This window comes from Bacillus sp. PK6-013 (genome assembly GCF_054161445.1).
In genome coordinates this window covers 340,496-361,424 of the sequence record NZ_CP096417.1, presented here as the reverse complement: position 1 = coordinate 361,424, position 20,929 = coordinate 340,496, and the positions used below count along the sequence as shown (strand labels likewise).

The 20,929-nt window shown below is 46.3% G+C and carries 20 protein-coding genes and 1 pseudogene; 6 read left to right on the top strand and 15 right to left on the bottom strand.

The window, feature by feature from the left end:
• Positions 1–10 precede the first annotated feature (10 nt).
• From M1E03_RS01740 to M1E03_RS01725, 4 genes are all read right to left on the bottom strand, one after another.
• Positions 11–649, bottom strand: a complete 639-nt coding sequence (locus M1E03_RS01740) for a response regulator (protein ID WP_023857029.1) — start codon at positions 647–649, stop codon at positions 11–13.
• A gap of 156 nt (positions 650–805) precedes the next feature.
• Positions 806–1,177 (bottom strand): DUF423 domain-containing protein, encoded by a 372-nt coding sequence (locus M1E03_RS01735; protein ID WP_023857028.1) that lies wholly within the window; start codon positions 1,175–1,177, stop codon positions 806–808.
• 67 nt (positions 1,178–1,244) lie between these two features.
• Positions 1,245–2,546, bottom strand: a complete 1,302-nt coding sequence (locus M1E03_RS01730; protein WP_023857027.1) for a purine/pyrimidine permease — start codon at positions 2,544–2,546, stop codon at positions 1,245–1,247.
• Positions 2,547–2,584: 38 nt separating this feature from the next.
• Entirely contained in the window at positions 2,585–2,893 is a 309-nt protein-coding gene (locus M1E03_RS01725; protein WP_458110637.1) for a YwdI family protein, read from the bottom strand.
• 271 nt (positions 2,894–3,164) lie between these two features.
• Between M1E03_RS01725 and M1E03_RS01720 the strand changes: the two genes are divergently transcribed.
• Complete coding sequence (locus M1E03_RS01720; RefSeq protein WP_026580265.1) at positions 3,165–4,547, top strand: aldehyde dehydrogenase; 1,383 nt, start codon at positions 3,165–3,167, stop codon at positions 4,545–4,547.
• Between the two features lie 50 nt (positions 4,548–4,597).
• Here the strand turns inward: M1E03_RS01720 and M1E03_RS01715 are convergent, their stop codons facing one another.
• Complete coding sequence (locus M1E03_RS01715; RefSeq protein ID WP_020453337.1) at positions 4,598–5,275, bottom strand: uracil-DNA glycosylase; 678 nt, start codon at positions 5,273–5,275, stop codon at positions 4,598–4,600.
• A gap of 13 nt (positions 5,276–5,288) precedes the next feature.
• The gene (locus M1E03_RS01710) at positions 5,289–6,107 is read right to left on the bottom strand and encodes a glycosyltransferase family 2 protein (RefSeq protein ID WP_020453338.1); all 819 of its coding nucleotides are present in this window, start codon (positions 6,105–6,107) and stop codon (positions 5,289–5,291) included.
• Between the two features lie 237 nt (positions 6,108–6,344).
• On the opposite strand from M1E03_RS01710, the gene M1E03_RS01705 reads away from it, so the two are divergent.
• Positions 6,345–7,157: a bifunctional hydroxymethylpyrimidine kinase/phosphomethylpyrimidine kinase gene (locus M1E03_RS01705; RefSeq protein WP_020453339.1), complete on the top strand. Its 813-nt coding sequence runs from the start codon at positions 6,345–6,347 to the stop codon at positions 7,155–7,157.
• A 33-nt stretch (positions 7,158–7,190) separates the two neighbouring features.
• Here M1E03_RS01705 and M1E03_RS01700 read toward each other — a convergent pair whose 3' ends face one another.
• The 5 genes from M1E03_RS01700 to M1E03_RS01680 all read right to left on the bottom strand — a co-directional run bounded on the left by M1E03_RS01700 (position 7,191) and on the right by M1E03_RS01680 (position 11,783).
• Positions 7,191–7,457, bottom strand: coding sequence for a hypothetical protein (locus tag M1E03_RS01700; RefSeq protein ID WP_165389258.1), 267 nt, complete (start codon positions 7,455–7,457; stop codon positions 7,191–7,193).
• A gap of 83 nt (positions 7,458–7,540) precedes the next feature.
• A complete protein-coding gene (locus M1E03_RS01695) occupies positions 7,541–8,977 on the bottom strand; it encodes a sucrose-6-phosphate hydrolase (RefSeq protein ID WP_095291412.1) in 1,437 nt (478 codons plus the stop codon).
• Between the two features lie 18 nt (positions 8,978–8,995).
• Complete coding sequence (locus M1E03_RS01690) at positions 8,996–10,375, bottom strand: sucrose-specific PTS transporter subunit IIBC (protein WP_023857021.1); 1,380 nt, start codon at positions 10,373–10,375, stop codon at positions 8,996–8,998.
• Positions 10,376–10,619: 244 nt separating this feature from the next.
• On the bottom strand, positions 10,620–11,450 hold the full coding sequence (locus tag M1E03_RS01685) for a PRD domain-containing protein (protein WP_095291409.1): 831 nt from the start codon (positions 11,448–11,450) through the stop codon (positions 10,620–10,622).
• A gap of 42 nt (positions 11,451–11,492) precedes the next feature.
• Positions 11,493–11,783: a hypothetical protein gene (locus M1E03_RS01680; protein WP_095291406.1), complete on the bottom strand. Its 291-nt coding sequence runs from the start codon at positions 11,781–11,783 to the stop codon at positions 11,493–11,495.
• Between the two features lie 482 nt (positions 11,784–12,265).
• Here M1E03_RS01680 and M1E03_RS01675 point away from each other — a divergent pair, with 482 nt between their 5' ends.
• Positions 12,266–14,686: a S8 family peptidase gene (locus M1E03_RS01675; protein ID WP_458110636.1), complete on the top strand. Its 2,421-nt coding sequence runs from the start codon at positions 12,266–12,268 to the stop codon at positions 14,684–14,686.
• Between the two features lie 123 nt (positions 14,687–14,809).
• The gene (locus tag M1E03_RS01670; RefSeq protein ID WP_023857017.1) at positions 14,810–15,058 is read left to right on the top strand and encodes a hypothetical protein; all 249 of its coding nucleotides are present in this window, start codon (positions 14,810–14,812) and stop codon (positions 15,056–15,058) included.
• Here the strand turns inward: M1E03_RS01670 and M1E03_RS01665 are convergent.
• Positions 15,055–16,062: an LLM class flavin-dependent oxidoreductase gene (locus tag M1E03_RS01665; RefSeq protein ID WP_105979506.1), complete on the bottom strand. Its 1,008-nt coding sequence runs from the start codon at positions 16,060–16,062 to the stop codon at positions 15,055–15,057. The two genes, M1E03_RS01670 and M1E03_RS01665, sit on opposite strands and share 4 nt — an antisense overlap.
• Positions 16,063–16,149: 87 nt before the next feature.
• Between M1E03_RS01665 and M1E03_RS01660 the strand changes: the two genes are divergently transcribed.
• Entirely contained in the window at positions 16,150–16,287 is a 138-nt protein-coding gene (locus M1E03_RS01660) for a hypothetical protein (protein ID WP_023857015.1), read from the top strand.
• 28 nt (positions 16,288–16,315) lie between these two features.
• Here M1E03_RS01660 and nfsA read toward each other — a convergent pair.
• A pseudogene (gene nfsA, locus M1E03_RS01655) lies at positions 16,316–17,066 on the bottom strand (oxygen-insensitive NADPH nitroreductase).
• A 144-nt stretch (positions 17,067–17,210) separates the two neighbouring features.
• Between nfsA and M1E03_RS01650 the strand changes: the two are divergent.
• A complete protein-coding gene (locus tag M1E03_RS01650; RefSeq protein WP_035339285.1) occupies positions 17,211–18,386 on the top strand; it encodes an amidohydrolase in 1,176 nt (391 codons plus the stop codon).
• A gap of 25 nt (positions 18,387–18,411) precedes the next feature.
• On the opposite strand, the gene M1E03_RS01645 is transcribed toward M1E03_RS01650, so the two are convergent.
• A complete protein-coding gene (locus M1E03_RS01645) occupies positions 18,412–19,581 on the bottom strand; it encodes an FtsW/RodA/SpoVE family cell cycle protein (RefSeq protein WP_328031239.1) in 1,170 nt (389 codons plus the stop codon).
• A 111-nt stretch (positions 19,582–19,692) separates the two neighbouring features.
• The gene (locus tag M1E03_RS01640) at positions 19,693–20,877 is read right to left on the bottom strand and encodes an FtsW/RodA/SpoVE family cell cycle protein (protein ID WP_023857011.1); all 1,185 of its coding nucleotides are present in this window, start codon (positions 20,875–20,877) and stop codon (positions 19,693–19,695) included.
• Positions 20,878–20,929: the final 52 nt, after the last annotated feature.

The window sequence follows — 20,929 nt, the reverse complement described above, 5'->3', positions numbered from 1 at the left end:
ATCCCCCAGATTAAAAGTTAACTTTTCCAGTTAAATAATAAATTGCGATTTGCGTCCGGTGTTCAAGCCCTGTTTTCCCCAAAATCGAGGAAATATAATTGGCAATCGTACCTTCAGAAATAAACAGTTCTTTCGATATTTCTTTATTGGACAGCCCTCTGGCAATCAGGGCCATAATTCCGAGCTCGCGTTCGGTAAACAGGCTTTCGTCTATTTTTGATTCCGCTTCTTTATGCTCCGCCAAATTGGATTTAATCTTGTCGAGGATGATATCCTGCATGACAGTATGGCCGTTGTACACGCTTTTAATTGCGTCTCTAATTCGCTCAGGATCGGCATTTTTCAGCAAATATCCTTTTGCTCCGTTCCGTATGGCAGCGACGATGTATTCGTCATCATCAAACGTTGTTAAAATAAAAGGCTTGGCGCCCGTTTCTGAAATGAGCCGCGCAGCTTCCACTCCATCCATGTTGGGCATGCGGACATCAAGCAGTGCAATATCCACAGCTTGGCCGCGGCAAAATTCGACCGCTTGCAAGCCATCCTCCACCGTCGCCAGCACTTCAAATTCATCATAAGTGCTCAGTATGATTTTCATACCCTCTCTTATGAATGAATTGTCATCCGCAATGATCACTTTAATTTTCATCTTTGAACGGAGACCGGTCCTCCGTCATGCACATCCCTTCTGTCAAAATGCAAAAGCCGGGTCTTTCGCCCTGTTCATAACATTAAATTACCATGAATCAGCCCCTGTTAAAATAAAAAAAAGCCAATCCTTTCAGGAGATTGGCTTTTTAGTAAGCTACAAGTATTTAACAGCTGATACAACAACAATGATCCATGCGGCAATAAACGCCACGCCGCCCAGCGGAGTAATCGCACCGAGGACGCTGATTTGCGTAAGGCTGAGGACATATAAACTTCCTGAAAATAAAACGATTCCGGCAAACATCAGCCAACCTGCCGCAGTTACGCTTCCCGCATCTGTAAGCTTTGACGCGATGAGCGCGACGGCAATTAAACCGAGCGCATGATACATATGATACTGGACGCCGGTCTGCCAGATTTGCAAATATTTCTCGGGAATTTTCCCCTCAAGACCATGAGCTCCGAACGCCCCTAAAGCAACCGCAAGCATCGCATTGACAGCACCTAAAATTAAAAATAATTTCACGATCAAATCGCCCGCCTTTCTTTTATCATCATAGCGCACACGCCTTTAATTTCAACGTTTGCACATCTCATGACACGATATTGTCAAATTTCTTTTTCCGTAGCTGCATCTGTTCCGCAGCAATCGCTACAATTGTTCCAAGGACAAGCCCATTGCTTAAAATGGAAACAAAAACAGGATGCATTCCTTCCAAAGCACTTTCAGGTACAAACATGACCCCCACGCCGGCAAGGAGCGCAATCCCGGTAACAAAACGGATGCGGCCTGCCTCGTCCTTTTCATAAGAATCGAATTCGGCAAATGCCAGGCCGACCATCGTTGAAAACACGACGAAGTTCACCGCAAAGCCGACCGGAGACGGCAGGCTGGCAAAAGTATTCATGACCAGCGGGAAAAAGCTGATGACGATCACGATCAAACTCCCGAGCAAAAACGGTTTTTTCGAAGACATTCTCGTCGTTTGAATAAACCCGGCCGCCCCGGATATCGGCACCGTGCCTACAGCTCCGAGCAATCCGCTCAGCAAATGGCTGACGGAGGCGATAAATCCGGCAGGACGTGCCCGCCTCCTCTCCTCCAGCTTCTCAAACTGTCTGACCGCTCCTTCAACCACCCGTATGCTGGCGAGCATATTGACGATTAACAATACTGTAATAAACAGCGAAGTAACGACTAATCCGCTGTCAAACAGCGGCATTCCGAACGGAAAAATATCCGGAAGGCGGAACAGCTGGTTCGCATGCTCAGGCGCCTTCGCCACGCCGAATACGGCAAATAAGACCCAGCCGCCGAAAAGCGCAATTAAAATTGAATATTGCTTGAGAACCGGAATGTTTGACCGGCTCATCAGAAACGTAGCCAGCATGACCACAACCGCCAGCAAAAACACGGGTATATCGACCTCGTTTTTCCGGTAGCCGATCCCCATGACACCTTTAACGATCGGATCGCTAAGCTGGATGACCAGCAGCAGTAAATAAATGCCCGTCACAACAGGAGTAAACATCACAGCCAGCTTATCAATAACTTTAAATAAACTAAAAATAAAGAAGAAAACCGCGCTTAGCAGCATCGCTCCCTGCAGCCCCTGAAGCGTTTCAATATGAGTCGCAAATACGGTCCCTGTAAGACCGGAATAAATCGTGTACACGCCCCACCAGAGGCCGGCCGGACTCTCATTAATCGGCAGGCGGTGTCCCAATAAACATTGGATAAAAGCCGTTGTGCCGAGCACGAAAAAAGTGCTTTGAACCAGCCCAGCGGTCTCTGCCTGGTTCAGCCCGAATGACTGCCCGATTGCAATTGGCACCACGATTGCGGCCGCAATAATAAATGCCGTCCATTGTAAAGCCCCAAAAAGCAGTTTCAAGTTGATCAACCTCTCTTTTTTAAAACAGCCGACGGCGCCTAGAAATCAAAAATAGAATCTCCGTTGCCGTCATCTTCGTGCTTTTGTTTCTCTTGTTTTTTGTACTGTTCAGCACCGGCGCTCCCCATCATTTTTTCTAGCATCAGCTGGTAGCTCGATGGTTTATTGGCCGTTTGAACATAGGGTGAAGACTGGACGGACGGCCGCTGCTGCGGTTCAACAATGACGTCGCAAAGGGAGCGGATAACCGCGATGTGCATTTTCAATTCATTTTCCTGGCTGCATTCCTTTGCTTTTTTCAATTCGTCCTCCATCTTCTGCAGCAAACTTGATATATGTATGTTCATCAAATCGATCCTCCAAACCGTTTTCAGTTTCCATTTCATTTTACCAAATTAACTTCTCCCGTGCCGAATGCACTTTGCAAATATCCATTGCGAAAAATTGCCTCTCCTGCTGTGAAATATCACCTTTTGCACTTTTAAAAAAGATATCTGCAGGCAAACGCAGGTAGAAAACGCCGATTTTCTTACGGCTAAAAGTTGACAGCTGAAAAGGCTGTCACACATAATGAAAAAAAACTTCACTCGAATTTCTAAAAGCGAAAGGAATCAGGGAATGGCAGAACGTACACCCTCCATCGAAACGACCGTTACCGAGCAAAAGCGATATTTTTTAAGCGGGGCAACACTCGCTGTTGAAAATCGTCTGGAACAGCTTAACATTCTTAAGAATGCTGTAAAAAAATATGAACGGGACATACTTGAAGCCCTTCAGAAAGACCTTAATAAATCAGAGCACGAAGCCTATATGACGGAAATCGGCATTGTACTGGAAGAAATCCGCTTCATCAGCAGACGATTAAAAAAATGGGCCAAGCCGAAAAAGGCGAAAGCGGCCGTCTCGCACATCGGTTCAAAAAGCATCGTCATTGCGGAGCCTTATGGCACGGTCCTGATCATCGCGCCATGGAACTATCCGTTTCAGCTTGCCGTTTCGCCTCTGATCGGCGCACTTGCTGCGGGGAATACGGCCGTCATCAAACCGTCAGAGCTTGCTCCCGCTGTATCCAGCGTCATATCCAAGATGCTTAAAGAAATCTTTCCCCCCGAATATGTATCCGTTATTGAGGGCGGGGTGGAGACGAATCAAGTGCTTTTGCGGCAAAAATTTGACTATATCTTTTTTACAGGCAGTGTTCCCGTGGGCAAAGTCGTCATGGAAGCCGCAGCAAAACAGCTCATTCCAGTCACACTTGAGCTTGGCGGAAAAAGCCCCTGCATCGTGCACAAGGATGCTGATCTTAAGCTTGCAGCTCAAAGGATTGTTTTCGGAAAGCTGACAAACGCAGGACAGACGTGCATTGCGCCTGATTATCTGCTCGTACACAAAGATGTGAAAAGCGGGCTGTTGCACGCTCTGAAGCAATCGATCCAAACATTTTACGGAAAAGCGCCGGAAAGCCATCCGGCGTACGGAAAAATCATAAGCGAACGTCATTTCGAACGGTTACTCCGCTTTTTACACAACGAGAATATCGTAACAGGCGGAACGTATCAAAAAGACGCACTTAAAATTGCTCCGGCCATTATCGATGAACCCGACTGGGAATCGCCGATCATGCAGGAAGAGATTTTCGGGCCGCTCCTTCCTGTCATCGGCTATGAAACAATCGAAGACGTTATCCAAATGGTTCAAAGCCGCCCTAAACCGCTCGCGCTCTATTTGTTTACGAATGAAAAACCGGTACAGAAGCACATCCTCAGCCGGATTTCATTTGGCGGGGGATGCATCAATGACACGCTGATGCACACAGCCACACCTTACCTCCCCTTCGGCGGCGTAGGCGAAAGCGGAATCGGAAGTTACCATGGGTATCACAGCTTTAAGACGTTTTCCCACGAGAAAAGCGTTTTAAAACAGACAAACCTGTTTGACATTTCATTCCGTTACCCTTCATCAAAAAACGGGCTGCGAATCATCAAAAAACTTCTCAGGTAGATAGGAGCCAGACAAACGAAGAACCGCTTATTTTAGCGGTTCTCGCGATTTTAAAGATTCGGAAGGGACCAATCAATCGGCTCATCACCGATTTGTTCCAAATACTGATTGGCTCTTGAAAACGGTCTGCTCCCGAAAAACCCGTTTCTAGCCGAGAATGGGCTCGGATGCGGCGACTGGATAATGAAATGCTTGGATGTATCGATTCGCTCTTTTTTCATTTGGGCATGCCGGCCCCAGAGAATAAAAACGACCGGCTTATCTCTTTTGTTTAAAACATCTATGATACTGTCTGTCAGCTGTTCCCACCCTTTTCCTTTATGCGAATTTGCCTGGCCCCGTCTCACAGTCAAAACGGTGTTCAGCAGCAGAACGCCTTGCTTGGCCCAACTGACGAGAGAACCGTGATTAGGGATGTCGGCGCCAATGTCATTCTGCAATTCTATAAAGATATTTTTCAAAGAAGGCGGCGGATTGACACCGGGTTGTACGGAAAAGCTTAAGCCATGGGCCTGCCCCGGGCCATGATACGGATCCTGGCCGAGAATCACGACTTTAACATTTTCATAGGAAGTATAATGCAAAGCATTGTATATATCGTTCGGTTCAGGATATACGGTGTGCTCTGCATACTCCCTTTTCAGCATTTCCCTCAGTTCTTGATAGTAAGGCTTATTAAACTCGTCCTTCAGCTGCTGCCACCAGCTGTCATTCAAAATCTGTTTCAATGTTCAGGCCTCCTTAACTCAATTGTCTTGCAGCGGAAAGCCTGGATGCGACCGGTTTTCCGTCCCAGACGATTTCGCTTTCCGCTTCCCTTTTTTTCATAGCAGGTTCTTCGAGAAGTACGAAAAAGTTCTTTGTCGGCAGCTTGCCAAGCTGATGCTTTTCACTCAAGACATCCAAATAATACTGTCTCATTCCGCCAAGATCTCCGGATTGGTTGTCACCCTGATCTGAAAACGCATAGATGACGCTTGCAAAAGGAACCCTTTTCACGCGAAAGCGCTCAGCTGCTCTCAGGAAAAAGTCCCAATCCCAATAATTGTGGACAGCAGGATCAAAATAGCCGATCTCGTCATGAAGAGACCGTTTGTACATACTCCCTGAAGGAACATATGTAGAAAACTTCCTCATTTCATCCAAGTTAAAGGAATACGCAAAAAGATAACGGCTTGTCGGAATTCTTTTATCCTCTTTTTCTTCGAAAGACACAATCTCAGCATCCGAATAAACAAAATCGGCGGTCTCCAGCGCATTCAACATTCTTTCCATATGGCACGGAGTGAAAAAATCATCATCATCACACAGCATAATAACATCTCCGGAAGCTTCTTTCACCCCTATATTTCTCGCTTTTACATGCTTCACGTTTTCTTTCAGATGGATAACTCTGATCGGAAGGTCTGAATAAAGGCGCTCAACAAAGTCGACGCTCTCCCCGGCATCATTAACAATAATGACTTCAAATGGTGCAACAGACTGTTTTGTAATGGATTCAAGCAATTCGCACAAAGCGGTGACCCGGTTGTGCGTGACAACTACGATAGATATGTTCATATTTGTGATATACGCTCCTTCTTATTTCATTCTAAACATATTAAATCATAATGCGAATAATTTCACATGGATCAAAAGATGGTTTGGTTTTTTATGCCAATCCATTCACGAAATTTGGCAGAGGACCGCTGCACTATAAAGCGGCAGCCATTTCATTGTGATCTTGCGAAAAGCTGTCTATAATAAGTAATAAACCAACTTTGGATGGAATCTCTTATCGTGGAGGATTGACTGAACATGACAATGCACAAAGCACTGACAATCGCCGGCTCTGACTCAAGCGGAGGCGCCGGCATTCAGGCGGACTTAAAAACGTTCCAAGAAAAGAACGTCTATGGAATGACGGCCCTTACGGTTGTTGTCGCCATGGATCCTGAGAACAACTGGAATCACCAGGTATTCCCAGTTGATACAGAAGTCATCCGCGCCCAGCTGTCGACGATTGTGGACGGCATCGGGGTAGATGCGATGAAAACGGGCATGCTTCCGACCGTTGATATCATTGAATTGGCGGCAGACACAATCAAGAAGCACAGCATGAAAAATGTCGTCATTGATCCCGTTATGGTATGTAAAGGAGCAAATGAAGTGCTGTATCCCGAACACGCAAAGGCTTTAAGAGAGCTTTTGGCTCCGCTTGCCACGGTCATTACGCCAAACCTTTTTGAAGCCGGCCAGCTCAGCGGACTTGGAGAAATTAAAACGGTTGAGCAAATGAAGGAAGCGGCAAAAGTCATTCACGGCCTCGGCGCTGAACACGTCCTCATTACAGGAGGAGGCAAACTGAATCACGAAAAAGCGGTAGATGTATTATTTGACGGCCGGGATGCAGAAGTCATCGAAGGAGAAAGAATTGAAACTCCATACACGCACGGGGCGGGCTGCACCTATTCCGCAGCGATTACGGCTGAACTCGCCAAAGGTTCAAATGTAAAAGAAGCCATTTATTCTGCAAAAACATTTATTACGGAAGCCATCCGCGAATCATTCCGTTTGAATCAATACGTCGGGCCGACGAAGCACTCCGCTTTACGGCTCAGCGGCAAATAAAAGCCAGCCCCATTAAAAGGGGCTGGCTTTTATTTAGCTTTCGCGTTTGATCGTTCTTGCAGATGATCTTAAGAAAGTCTCGATCGATTCCACAAAAAGAGCATATTCTTTCATTTGTTCATAAGTGTCTTGAAGTTTCTTTTGTATTTCTTCATCATCCGGAATTGTTTTATCTTCAATACCGCCGATCAGCTTCTTCATCTGAAGGAGCAAACCATTGTATTCCTCTCTCGTATCCTCAATATGATCCGCCATTTTTTTCAAACGCACAGCTGTCAACTTCTGCTGGTTTTGATCCAAAAAAACAACCCCTTTTTCACTGCACTCTCTCTAAAAAAAGCATATCATAAAGGGATTGTACAGAAAATAGCAAACCGCACCCTTTATGCCACCGTCCAGGATGTCACATTCACTATGATTTCTTTTCTGGCACCGATCCAAACATCATTATTTCCCGGGTAAGGAAAATATCTTGCCGTAAAGACTTCCTCTCCCCCATTGACGAAGATTTCAATCGCAGACGCGTCTAAAAAGATGTTTAAATCGCGGAGCTCATGCAAACGACAATGTCTGGCTTCCGTTCTTTCATCAACATAGCTGTTTCTTTCCAAAGTTATGATGCCGTCAGCTTTATTGTAAATGAGTCGCGCGGCACCCCTGAAGGAAATCTCAAAGCTGTCTTCAATAAGTTGCGGGCTGATGAAAAGCTCGGTTTTGTCCGGTTGAACAATGTCCAGTTTTTCGGTGCCTTGATTAAGTGATATTGCTGCGCGTTTTTCGTTTTGGCGGAGCGTTCTAAGCTCCGCGACCGGTTTTTGAACGATTTTATCGTTTTGCAAATGCAATTCCCTCGGCAATGTCATACAGTGCACCCATTGATGCTGAATCGTCGGCTGGCTCTGTTCATCCTGGTCTGGAACACCCATCCAGGCAACCAGTATCCTCCGGCCTGATTCGTCTTTTGTCGTCTGCGGCGCATAAAAATCAAAGCCGCGGTCAAGCTCTTCAAAGTCTCCGTGTGTAAAACCCGGTTTCTGCTCGTTCAATTCACCGACAAAATAACCTGACTGATAGACGTTTTGGTAGCGCATCTCTTTTGCTTCAAGGCCTTGCGGACAGACAATTAAGACGTCTTTGCCGTTTAGTTCGAACATGTCAGGGCATTCCCACATATAGCCGAATTCCCCGAGCTGATCTGTATTTGAACCTGTGATGTCGCCAAGGAACTGCCAGTCTTTCAAATTATCCGATTGAAACAGAACGGCTCTGCCCTCAAGTTTTTCAGTCTGGGCGCCGAGCACCATGTACCAGCTGCCACTCTTTTTCCATACTTTCGGATCGCGGAAATGAGCCGTGTATCCTTTCGGAAGCCTTGCAACAACCCCCTGTTTTTCAAACGAGATGCCGTCTTTTGAGACGGCGAGACATTGATAGGTCTCCCTATTTCCCTCGTCATCTCTGACATTCCCCGTATAAAACAGGTGGAGCACATTATTTTCAGCGATCGCGCTTCCTGAATAACAGCCGTTTTTATCAAACCAGTCGCTCGGCGTGAGGGCGATCTCTTCATGCCGCCAGTTCACGAGATCTGTTGAAGAGTAGTGCCCCCACAGCTTTGCACCGTGCCCCGTTTTAAAAGGCATCCACTGATAAAAAAGATGGTAAACTCCCTTCCACTGAATGAATCCGTTCGGATCATTCAGCAGTCCGACAGGAGGTATGATGTGATAATGCAGCCGATAGGGATCAAGGTTTACAATATCCCGGTATTCTTCAACCCGGTTTATTGCCTTTTGACGAAGCTCCTGATCTTGATTCATCGTTTTCCCCTCCTTCCGTCACTTTTTCTCGTCTTCATTAATTCCTAAGATAAAGGCTGTGATAAACGCGACAGACACAGAGATCGCCATTCCGATTAAATAATGGATCAGGTTGCCCATTCCAAGCGGGGCAACAATCGCAATCATCGGTATTCCCGTCAAACCGTAGGCGTTTGCCGCAACATTCATAAAGACAACGTATGCAGCACCGAGCGCTCCACCGGCCATTGCCGCGATAAACGGCTTGCGGTAACGGAGGTTAACACCGAAAATAACAGGTTCGGTAATGCCAAGAAAAGAAGAGAAAGCAGCAGGTAAAGCGATTTCTTTTGTTTTTGCGCGCTTTGCCAAAAAGAATACGGCAAGTCCGGCCCCGCCTTGGGCGACATTGGACATAGACCAGATCGGAAGCAGGTAGTTCCTGCCGATGTCAGCGATAAGGCCGGCCTCAATCGCGTGGAAACTGTGGTGAACACCAGTTAAAACGATCAGCGAGTATGTTCCTCCGAAAATCAGTCCGGCAACAGGTCCGGCAAGATCATACACATAAGTTAAAACGTTCGTGATCCCTGTACCAAGCATTCTTCCTAAAGGACCGATTGCGATAAAGGCAATAAATCCCGTTGAAATAATCGTGACAAACGGTGTCACTAAAAGATCGATCGCGTTTGGAACAATTTTTCTTACGCCTTTTTCGATTTTACTCATCACATACACGGCAAGCAAAATTGGAACAACGGTTCCTTGATAGCCCAGCATCTCAATTTTGAGCCCGTAAAAGTTCATCACATCCGGAGATGCAGTTGCCAGTCCCCAAGGATTGAACAAGCTCGGGTGAATTAAAATACCTCCAAGTACAGCCCCCAGGTAAGGATTGCTGCCAAATTCTTTCGCAGCACTGACACCGATCAAGATCGGAAGGATAATAAATGCCGCGCTTGAGAACATATCAAGCATTTTATACAGCGCTGCATCAGGATCGACCCACTGAAATGCCTTCATCATCCCCAACAGCCCCATTAATAAACCGCTTGCAACAATGGCCGGGATGATGGGCACGAAAATATTTGACAGCGTTTTCGCGAATCGCGCTAAAGGATTCATTTTTCCCTTTGCGGCATCGCTGTGCTGAACCGTTTCCTTTTGGTCAAGATTCAGCTCTTTGGCAAACTGTTCATACACTTTATTAACAAGTCCTGTTCCGAAAATAATCTGGTATTGGCCAGAGCTCGAAAAGGCTCCTTTTACACCTTCCAGCTCTTCGACCTTTTCCTGGTCGATTTTCGCTTCGTCCTTGATCACCAAACGAAGCCTTGTCGCACAATGAGCTGCACTGATAACATTATCTTCTCCGCCAAGAAGCTGTATAAGACGTACGGCGATTTCTTTGTGATTCATGATGACTCCTCCTTTTTTTAAAAAAAAAGCAGAAAAGACCTAAAATTCACCAACGAATGGCGGATAGATTCTCCCCATTCATCTAGCAAATTTTAGGTCTTGCCTGCTTTACCAGTCACAATCCCCGGTATTTATTTTTTAATACGCTTTCATTTTATTATGTGATAACGCTTTCGTCAACTACTTTTTTATTTTCTGTGAAAATCGACCTAAAAAAAGCCTGATCGCGCGTTATCAGGCGGTATTACCTATAGGAATCATTTAAACGCTGGACATGCAGCGTAATATATCCGACTTCCGATTCCGGAAGATGAAGATCATATTCAGTTTTCACGTAATCCGCCAGCCCTGCCGCACACTGGTAGCTTCCAGGATACTTTTTCCGGATGAAATAAAGCATGTCATCGTCCATGACATGAAACGCTTCATTTGATTCCAGCCTGTTGATGGCATACCTGAGATGCGTGACAAGACGCTGATATGAGATGCTGTTTTCGTCAATCTTCTGATTGAAACAGCATTCGATTTTTTCTATCAATTCTTTGATGATGTTCGTGTATTTAAGCGTCTTCTGCATGTTTTCCGCATCCATTTTTGCGGTATGAATATGCAGCGCAATATAACCCGCTTCATCATCAGGCAATTCGACTTTCAATTTTTCTTTGACCAAATCGATTGCCCAGAGTCCGATCTCATATTCTTTTTTATAAAGCGCTTTGATTTCATTTAATAATTTATTTTGAATGACGAATCCTTTGCGGACTCGCTCGATCGCAAATGACAAATGATCCACAAGGGCGATGTGGATATGATCGCTCAACGGTGCGGACAGCCGCCCTTCCGCATAGCTGATGATCTCTTCGGCAGCTTCAATATGTTCTTCCGGAAGTGTTTCGAGGATTTGTTTAAACTTTTCATTTTCTTCATGAATGGTAAAAATTTTTTCTACCTTGTTTCTTGGAATGGTATCGTTTTTGCCTTTTTGAAAAGCGATACCAGGCCCCATGACAATTTTTTCTTGACCATCCTCCTTTATGATTGCTGCATTGTTGTTCAATACTTTATAGATTTTCAAAGCCGTCACCCACTTCCCGTTATGAGTGGGATTTTACCTTGTTTAAGTTCCCATGTAAAGAGTTGGTCCGGCTCTTACCCTCTTCACCGCTTTTTGGCAAACAGCCCGGTTGGGTTCTGTCGTAAAACTGCCGGGCATCGCTCTCTTACAGCCCGACATCCGCTCTGTTGATTCTTCTCTTTTTTCCGAAAAGCCGCCTGCCTGATAAGCATCGGCAGCCTGATATGTACCGCCGGCGAACGCCATCACCTTCATCTGAGTCTCTCTGACAGGCACCACCGCATTCAGCAGCACGGCCGTCCATAATTTTAAAAATGATATCAAACCTTTCATACCTATCCCCTCCAGTTTCGTTGTGATAAAACTAGCAACTCTATTAAACTTTCTTGCTCTATCTTATCCCAGCAAAATGAAAATGTTTGTCACAATGTGTGTGCAAAATGATTCTAGTTTTTAGAAGTTTTGTTGAAAACTGATGGAAACGCATGATTCAACGGAAACAAACCATGAATGTAACTTACTCACAGCTTATCCTAAGGATAAACACATATTACCCACAGGGTATATCCACATATCCACATATTTATTCAACATTTAGTATAAGAACGTATATTCCCTACAATATCTATACACAAGTTTATTCACTTATACACAGTAAATTGTGCATAAGTTTAAAGACATCCACTCCAATACATTGAATCTTTGAAAATTATTTCTATATATAGAAGGATTTTTTTGAAACTGAGAGAATATTTTAAAAGTTCGAAACTCTAAGGATTACAAAGAAACCATTTATCCGTAAGGGGGAAAACAGATTGAGAAAAAGTATCATGCGCTATTTCGTTATGGCTTTTATTCTATTATTTTCGTTATCCACATTCCTCACCGGAGTGCAGGCAACATCCGTTCCCGATCAAAAGTCGCCTGAACTTGAGAAAGCTGAAATCTACGGTGATATTGATGTGACGTCTGATAAACAGACAACAGTTATTGTGGAGCTGAAAGAAAAGTCGCTTGCCGAAGCAAAAGCGGATGGGGAAAAGCAAACGAAAGCTTCTTTAAAAACCGCTCGCAGCAAAGCGAAAAACAGTGCGCTGAAAACACTCAAAAAAGCGAAAATAAACCGCGAATACGACCGTGTATTTTCGGGTTTTTCAATGAAACTGCCGGCCAGTGAAATTCCGAAGCTGCTCGCCGTCAAGGAAGTAAAAGCGGTTTATCCGAACGCAGCTTACAAACCTGACAGCATAAAAGGAAAAGACGTGACACTTGCAGCGGATGCCATTTATCCACAGATGGATAAAAGTGCACCGTACATCGGAGCAGATCAGGCATGGAAATCAGGCTATACCGGTAAAGGCATTAAGGTAGCTGTCATTGACACGGGTGTGGATTACACACATCCTGACTTAAAGAAGAATTTCGGCCCATATAAGGGGTATGACTTTGTGGATAATGACTATGATCCACAAGAAACACCGGCAGGCGACCCGCGCGGAGAAGCGACTGATCACGGCACCCATGTTGCGGGGACCATCGCCGCGAACGGTCAGATTAAAGGGGTGGCGCCTGAAGCAACGCTTATTGCTTACCGTGTGCTCGGCCCCGGCGGCTCAGGAACAACCGAGAACGTGATTGCAGGCATTGAAAAAGCCGTCGCGGACGGAGCAAAAGTGATGAACCTCTCATTGGGCAATTCACTGAACAGCCCTGATTATGCAACAAGCATCGCACTGGACTGGGCGATGGCCGAAGGAGTTGTCGCCGTTACGTCAAACGGAAACAGCGGACCGGAAAACTGGACGGTCGGCTCGCCGGGAACTTCAAGGGATGCGATTTCCGTCGGCGCCTCGCAGCTTCCATATAATGAATATTCTGTGAGGCTTCCTTCGTATTCGTCAGCAAAAGTGATGGGATACCAGGAGGAAAAAGATCTTGAAGCTTTGAACGGTCAAGACGTGGAACTTGTTGAAGCTGGGATCGGACAAGCTGACGATTTCAAAGGCAAAGATGTGAAAGGAAAAGTAGCGGTTATCCAGAGAGGCGTCATTCCATTTGTGGATAAGGCCGAAAACGCCAAAAACGCCGGCGCTGTCGGAGCCGTGATTTACAATAATGTAACAGGGGAAATCGAGGCCAACGTTATGGGGATGGCCGTACCGACTGTCAAATTGTCGAAAGAAGAGGGCGAAAAGCTTGTTCAGCAGATCAAAGAAGGGGAACGCTCTGCTGTCTTTTCTTTCAAATTGGACAAAAAGCTCGGGGAAACGATTGCCTCCTTCTCGTCGCGCGGACCTGTCATGGATACATGGATGATTAAACCTGACGTTTCAGCGCCAGGCGTCAATATCGTCAGCACCATTCCGACCCACGATCCGAAAAACCCTCACGGTTACGGTTCAAAGCAGGGTACAAGCATGGCTTCCCCGCATGTCGCGGGAACGGCAGCCCTATTAAAGCAGGCCAAACCGGATTGGACGCCAGAGCAAATCAAAGGCGTGCTGATGAATACGGCGGAAAAATTGACGGATGAAAACGGAAAGCCTCTCCCTCACAATACGCAAGGAGCGGGCAGCATCCGCATCATCGAGGCCCTTCATGCTTCATCAATTGTAACGCCGGGTAGCCACTCATACGGAACGTTCCTGAAAGACAAAGGAAAACAAACGAAAAAACAAGCGTTCACAATTGAAAACCTTTCTTCATTCAGAAAAGCCTATCAGCTCGAATACTCCTTTAAAGGAGCGGGCATCACGGTATCAGGAACGGAACGAGTCGTGGTACCGGCCCATCAAACAGGTAAAGCAACGGCAAAAGTAACCGTCAATTCCGCCAAAACGAAAGCAGGCACATATGAAGGCACGGTTTACGTCCGTGAAGGAGGCAGAAAAGTCGCCGAAATTCCGCTCCTGTTGATCGTCAAAGAGCCTGACTACCCGCGCGTCACATCCGTAACGGTTGAACCGGGGGCAAAGCAGGGTGCTTACACGATCGAAGCCTACCTGCCGGGCGGGGCTGAAGAGCTCGCATTTCTCGTCTATGATGAAAATCTGAACCTTCTCGGGCAGGCCGGCGTTTATAAAAACCAAGGCAAAGGCTATCAATCTTATCAATGGAACGGCAAAATCAATGACGCCGCAACCCTTAAGTCCGGAAAATACTATATGCTAGCCTATGCGTCCGCCAAAGGAAAATCAAGCTACATTCTGACGGAAGACCCTTTTATCGTCGAATAATGACAAGCCTTGTTGAGAACCACTCAACAAGGCTTTTATATGTTAAAATACGGATAATGCGTTCAGGAGAAGCTCTCCCTTCTCTTCAAAACGTGAAAAAAGCAATCGGAGGACATCGTATATATGCTTTCTTTTATCGTATTATTCGGCTTATCCTTCCTTATTGTCTGCTTTATATTTTTCACGATTTTGTACTTCGCCGTCAACCTGCAGAAGCGCGAGCCCAAGCCTTTTCAAAAAGCAACGGAGCAAACCGTCGATACCGTCATCCTCGTTCCGCTCAGCTGGCTGTTTACCGCTTTATACATATGCATTCTGTTTATTCTTTTCCCGATCCGCCATTTTCTCGATTTTTTTCAGCAAAAACGTTAAATTGACTGATGAAACGCTTCGGCCAGCAGCCGGTAAGATTCCAGCCTGTCTTGAAAATCGTGGGTGATCGTCACCGCCATGATTTCATCCGTTCCGTAAGCGCCGGCCAGTTCAAGCAGCTGTTCCTTCACCTGCCGCGGCGTCCCGATGACCATCCGTTTTCGATTGTCTTCCACTCTCTTTCTTTCATAAGGAGAATATTGATATGACAGCGCCGTTTCCAATGATGGAAAGCCTTCGGTCACTATCCCCTGTTCATTGGCTAATAAAGAGAAATCCAAGCTTTTTGCAAGGTTCTCTGCTTTCTCTTCTGTCTCAGCGCAAATCACAAATACAGCAATGATCACGTTTGGCTGTTCACCCAATACAGAAGGTTCGAACCTCTCTTTGTAAAGTCTGGCCGCCTCTTCTCCGCCTTCGCCGTTAATAAATTGGGCAAATGTATACGATGCCCCTGTTTGGGCGGCAAGCCTCGCGCTTTCCCCTGAGGAGCCGAGCAGCCAGACAGCGGGCGCTGCGGCCACGTTCGGCGATGCGGTCAAGTTGGGAAAGCGGTGGTGTTCATCGGCTTGATCGTGTAAATATGTGACGAGATCCTGAATTTGTTCGGGATATTGGTCAGTCATCCGTCTTCCTCCATTTTGAAGAGCCATGGAAGCGATCGGCATCCCTCCCGGAGCACGTCCGACACCGAGATCAATCCTTCCGGGCGCAAGTCCTTCCAAGACGCGGAAGTTTTCTGCCACCTTGTAGGCGCTGTAATGGGGAAGCATGACGCCGCCGGATCCTATACGGATCTTCTCTGTTTTAGCCGCAAGATAACCGATCAGAACCTCCGGACTTGATCCTGCCAAGTTTCTTGAAAAATGGTGCTCGGAAACCCAAAATCTCTTGTATCCGAGGCGCTCCGCCGCTTGCGCGAGCTCCACCGTATGCTGTAAAGCCTGTTCAGGTGTGCTTCCTTCAGAAACGGGAGTCTGATCAAGTATGCTTAATGACAACATCTTTTTCACCCCAAGTCTTCGTTTACTTTTCCTGCGCAAAAAGAAATAATAGTATCATGGATAAACCTAAAGGAGCTCCTAATACTGATGAATGAGACGAAGCAAAAAACGCACCCGCCAGTCGTAGAAGAACGCTTTGCAAAAGGCTGTTTATTCGGAATCCTTTTCAGTCTTCCCTTTTGGCTGATGTTTTATCTTTTTCTTCAATACATGCTGACAAGATAAGTCCCCTCCGAGTCGGAGGGGACGTTCCTTACCTTTTGTTCAAACCTTTTCCTTTAACGAATTCATTCATATACGCACGCGGCGGCTTTTTGAGGCTGCCGGTGATCTGGTCTGTCCATTTGTCAGACCGTTTGCCGTCTGTCCGCTTTTGATAATAGTTTGAAATCGTTTCGTCATATGCGGACATATGTTTTTTAAACTCGGCATCGTCCGCTTGATAGGCATTTTCATGATAAATGTGATCAAACGGCAGACGCGGCTTTTTATCCGACAGGTTGGCCGGATGGCCGACGACAAGCCCGAACAGCGGCAGAACGTATTCAGGTATTTCCAGAAGCCCGGAGACTTCGTTCAAGTTATTGCGAATCCCGCCGATATAGCAGATGCCGAGGCCCATTGATTCGGCCGCTATTGACATATTTTGAGCGGCAAGAGCTGCATCGATGACGCTGACCATAAAGGTCTCCGTCCCTTCAAGAGAAGCTGTGATATCTACACCCTTTTCCCGGGCCATTTTGTCATGCCGGTAAAGGTCTGCGCAAAATACAAACAGATGGCCGTTTTTTTTCAACATATGGCTGATTTCCGGCCAATTCCGCAAGCTTGCGCTTCTTGTCCGGGTCGGTGACACCGATGATTGAATAAGCTTGAATATAGCTGGACGTCGATGCGCTTTGAGCGCTCTCCACAAGCAGGCGAACCTCTTCTTCGGTCAGGAGCTGATCTGTAAAAGACCTGATCGAACGGTGATTTAAAATAGTTTCAATCGTTTTATTCATCCTTTTACCTCCTCAACCTTTATCATATCCAATATCTGCTTTTCCCTAAAGCAAAACGGTTTGGCGGACTGCAGATGGATTCAATTTCATATGGTAAAATGATAGAATCGTCTTACAATTTTTGAAGCGGAAAGGGAGATGACGGTGAAGTCCGTAATTGAAGAATTAGATGCATTATATCCGGAAATGATCGAACTCAGGAGACATTTTCACCAATATCCGGAGCTTTCCCACCGCGAGGTCAATACACCGCGCACCATTGCAAATTACTTGGAAAACCTCGGGATTGACGTGAGAACAAATGTCGGCGGCCAAGGGGTCATCGGTCATATTAAAGGCGGCCGCCCCGGCAAGACGGTCGCCTTGAGAGCCGATTTCGACGCTCTGCCATTACAGGATCAAAAAAATGTTCCGTACCGGTCAACTGTCCCCGGCGTCATGCACGCTTGCGGACACGATGCTCACACGTCGGCTCTCCTCACAGCCGCAAAAGCCCTGGCAAAGCATCAAAAAGACTTGAAAGGAAATGTCGTGCTGATCCATCAATTCGGTGAAGAGGTCACACCAGGCGGCGCCAAACCGATGATTGAAGCCGGCTGTCTCGAAGGCGTGGATGCCATTTTCGGCACCCACATCTGGGCTCCGATGCCCGTCGGTCAAGTCGGTGTTACATCAGGCCCGATGATGGCAGCCGCTGATAAATTTAAAGTCACGATATCCGGGCGGGGCGGACACGGAGGCGCGCCTCACTTAACGACAGATGCTTTAATAACAGGAGCCTCAGTCGTCAACCATCTCCAGCAAATCGTCAGCCGCAGAATCGATCCGACGGAAGCAGCCGTCTTGTCGATCGGAACGTTTCATTCAGGCCAGGCGTTTAACGTCATCGCCGAAGAAGCGGTCATTGAAGGAACGGTCCGCACCTTTTCAAAGCATGTCCAAGAGACGATCATCGCCGAGATGGAACGCGTCATCAAGGGCGTCTGCGACAGCAACGGCGCTTCATTTTCACTCGATTATGAAAAAGGCTACCCGCCTGTCGTCAACCATGAAAAAGAAACGGACATCGTCCGCCAATGTGCCAATCGAATCGTCGGCCCTGAAGCCGTCATCGAACTCGAACCGAATATGATCGGCGAAGATTTCTCTTATTATCTAGAACATGTCCCTGGATCATTCTTTTTTACCGGCGCGGGCAATCCGCAGACTGGAGCCGTTTACCCGCACCATCACCCGCTGTTTGATATCGATGAAAAAGGCATGCTGAACGCGGCGAAAATTCTTGTGTCGGCAGCTCTCGCATTTTTAAACCAAGATTAAAGACAGCCTGATTCGGCTGTCTTTTTTACTTAAACATATACCCTTTATATTTTGTCAGCTGGCAGCTGGCGTTATAAACGATCGCATAGCCGATCAAAGCAGACAACACAGAGCTCCCTCCGTAGCTGATGAACAGAAGGGGAACGCCCGTAACCGGCATCAGTCCGACGTTCATTCCGATATTTTGGAATGTATGGATGACGATCAGCGCCGTATACCCAACACAGAAAAATGACGCAAACTTATTATAAGGATGTATCTTATCGATCAGCACGACAAGCCGGTAAATGAAAAGGAAAAACAGGATGACGACAAAAGTACAGCCAATAAAACCGAAACTTTCCCCGATGACGGCAAAGATGAAATCGGTTTGGCCTTCAGGAACGTAGACTTTCAAATTGTTCATACCCGTTCCGAAGATTTCTCCAGAGCCGATCGCCGTAACGGCCTTTTCGGTCTGATACGTATCGTTCGCGTCCTGCTGGCTCGAATCGACCCATGTCATCACCCGGTTGATCTGATATTGCTGGATGTGCAGCATATCCTTCGAAAACTCCGGAAAATTGATCACCAAAAACAGAACGAGCAGTACGAGGGTGATTCCTGACCCCGCCACAATCGAAATCAGCTTCCAGTTCACACCTGATAAAAACACCATAACGGCGACAAAGAACATGCAGATACCGGCCGTACCGGCGTCCTGCATTAAAATCAAACCGACCGGAACCGCAGATACCCCTGCGATTTTCAGCAAAAGGTGAACATCCTCCTGCATCGAGCGCGAGCCTTTCGGACTTGCTTTGGAAATCACCGAAGCCAGCATCATAATCAGGCCGATTTTCATAAATTCCGACGGCTGCAGCGTGACCGAACCAAATTGAAACCAGCTTTTCGCTCCTTTGATAATCGGTGCGATCGACGTTGGACTGAACTTTAACACGATCAATGACAAGATGCCGAATAGATATATGTATATGCTGAATTTTTCAAGCTGCTCCAGATCAAAATAGAGAAAGCCGACGATCACCGAAATGCCGAGCAGATAAAAGAACAATTGCTTTGCCGGATAGCCCTTCAGTGAAAAAGACGGCTCTGCAGCGTAAACAGCGATCACACTGATTAAAAAGAACATAGCTAATATAAAAATCAAATCTCCCTGATAATAGGGACTTGTCGTATTTTTCTTCTGACCCATTGTACCCCGCCTTATTTCTTCATCAAAAGCACTAACTTTCATTATAACATGAACAACCGTTCACATTGCGAAAAAGGGTGAATAAAATAACAGCCTGCATGCATCAGGCTGTTATTTGAACATATAGCTTTGATACTTTGTTAACTGGCAGCTTGAATTGTAGACAACCGCGAAGCCGATCAAGGTTGCTACGACTGAGCTTCCTCCATAGCTGACCAAAAGCAGCGGGACGCCGGTGACTGGCATAATGCCGATATTCATTCCGATATTTTGAAAGGTATGAATGACAATTAAAGCGGTAAAGCCCGCACAGAAAAATGAAGCAAACCTGCTGAACGGATGTATTCGGTCGATGAGCACGACAAGCCGGTAAATTAAGAAGAAAAACATAATGACAACAAACGTGCATCCGACAAACCCGAAGCTCTCGCCGATGACGGCAAAAATAAAGTCTGTTTGCGCCTCAGGTACATAGACTTGAAGATCGCTTACACCATTTCCAAATACTTTCCCCGAACCGATCGCCAGCTGCGCCCTTTCGACCTGCATTTTATCGTCGGCATTCTGTTCGCTCGGATTGACCCAGGTCATGACGCGGTTGATTTGGTATTGTTCAACCCCGAGTGCTCCCGCGACATCGGGAAATTTGATAATGACAAACAAAATCAAAACAATGACTGTAAGACCCGTTCCGAAGATGAGAGAAATCAATTTCCAGTTCACGCCCGACAGGAATACCATCACAAGAATGACAAACGCGACGATTCCGGCTGTACCCGTATCCTGTTCTAAAATCAAGCCGAACGGAACAATGATAATACCGGCGATTTTCAGCAGAAAGATGCAGTCTTCTTTCAACGTACGCTTGCCGACAGGCCCGTTTTTCGACATGAAGGAAGCCAAATACATGATCAGCCCGATTTTCATGAATTCCGACGGCTGCAGCGTAAACCCGGGAAGCATAAACCAGCTTTTGGCACCGTTGATAACCGGCGCAAACCTGTATGATCCGATATATGCCGGACTGAACTTTAACACGATCAGCATCAAAATCCCGAGCAGATAAAAATAAAAGCTGAGCTTTTCAAGCTGCTCCAAATCAAAATAAAGAAACACGATGATGATAAAGGCCCCCAGCAAATAGTAAAGGGACTGTTTCATCGCAAAGGGTTCATTATATTGATTAAACTGCTGAGCGGCGTACACAGCCACAACGCTTATGATAAAAAAGACAATATAGACAAAAATCAAATCCCCCTGATAAAAGGGATTTGTAATATTCTTTTTCTGACTCATTCGAAATCCCGCCCTTATAATATGACACGATGAAATAATCCAGGAAGACGGC

Bases quoted from the DNA above. Each gene is read 5' to 3' on its own strand.
- M1E03_RS01740 (WP_023857029.1), bottom strand. From the start codon at position 649: ATGAAAATTAAAGTGATCATTGCGGATGACAATTCATTCATAAGAGAG.
- M1E03_RS01725 (WP_458110637.1), bottom strand. From the start codon at position 2,893: ATGAACATACATATATCAAGTTTGCTGCAGAAGATGGAGGACGAATTG.
- M1E03_RS01720 (WP_026580265.1), top strand. From the start codon at position 3,165: ATGGCAGAACGTACACCCTCCATCGAAACGACCGTTACCGAGCAAAAG.
- M1E03_RS01710 (WP_020453338.1), bottom strand. From the start codon at position 6,107: ATGAACATATCTATCGTAGTTGTCACGCACAACCGGGTCACCGCTTTG.
- M1E03_RS01705 (WP_020453339.1), top strand. From the start codon at position 6,345: ATGACAATGCACAAAGCACTGACAATCGCCGGCTCTGACTCAAGCGGA.
- M1E03_RS01695 (WP_095291412.1), bottom strand. From the start codon at position 8,977: ATGAATCAAGATCAGGAGCTTCGTCAAAAGGCAATAAACCGGGTTGAA.
- M1E03_RS01690 (WP_023857021.1), bottom strand. From the start codon at position 10,375: ATGAATCACAAAGAAATCGCCGTACGTCTTATACAGCTTCTTGGCGGA.
- M1E03_RS01680 (WP_095291406.1), bottom strand. From the start codon at position 11,783: ATGAAAGGTTTGATATCATTTTTAAAATTATGGACGGCCGTGCTGCTG.
- M1E03_RS01670 (WP_023857017.1), top strand. From the start codon at position 14,810: ATGCTTTCTTTTATCGTATTATTCGGCTTATCCTTCCTTATTGTCTGC.
- M1E03_RS01665 (WP_105979506.1), bottom strand. From the start codon at position 16,062: ATGTTGTCATTAAGCATACTTGATCAGACTCCCGTTTCTGAAGGAAGC.
- M1E03_RS01660 (WP_023857015.1), top strand. From the start codon at position 16,150: ATGAATGAGACGAAGCAAAAAACGCACCCGCCAGTCGTAGAAGAACGC.
- M1E03_RS01645 (WP_328031239.1), bottom strand. From the start codon at position 19,581: ATGGGTCAGAAGAAAAATACGACAAGTCCCTATTATCAGGGAGATTTG.
- M1E03_RS01640 (WP_023857011.1), bottom strand. From the start codon at position 20,877: ATGAGTCAGAAAAAGAATATTACAAATCCCTTTTATCAGGGGGATTTG.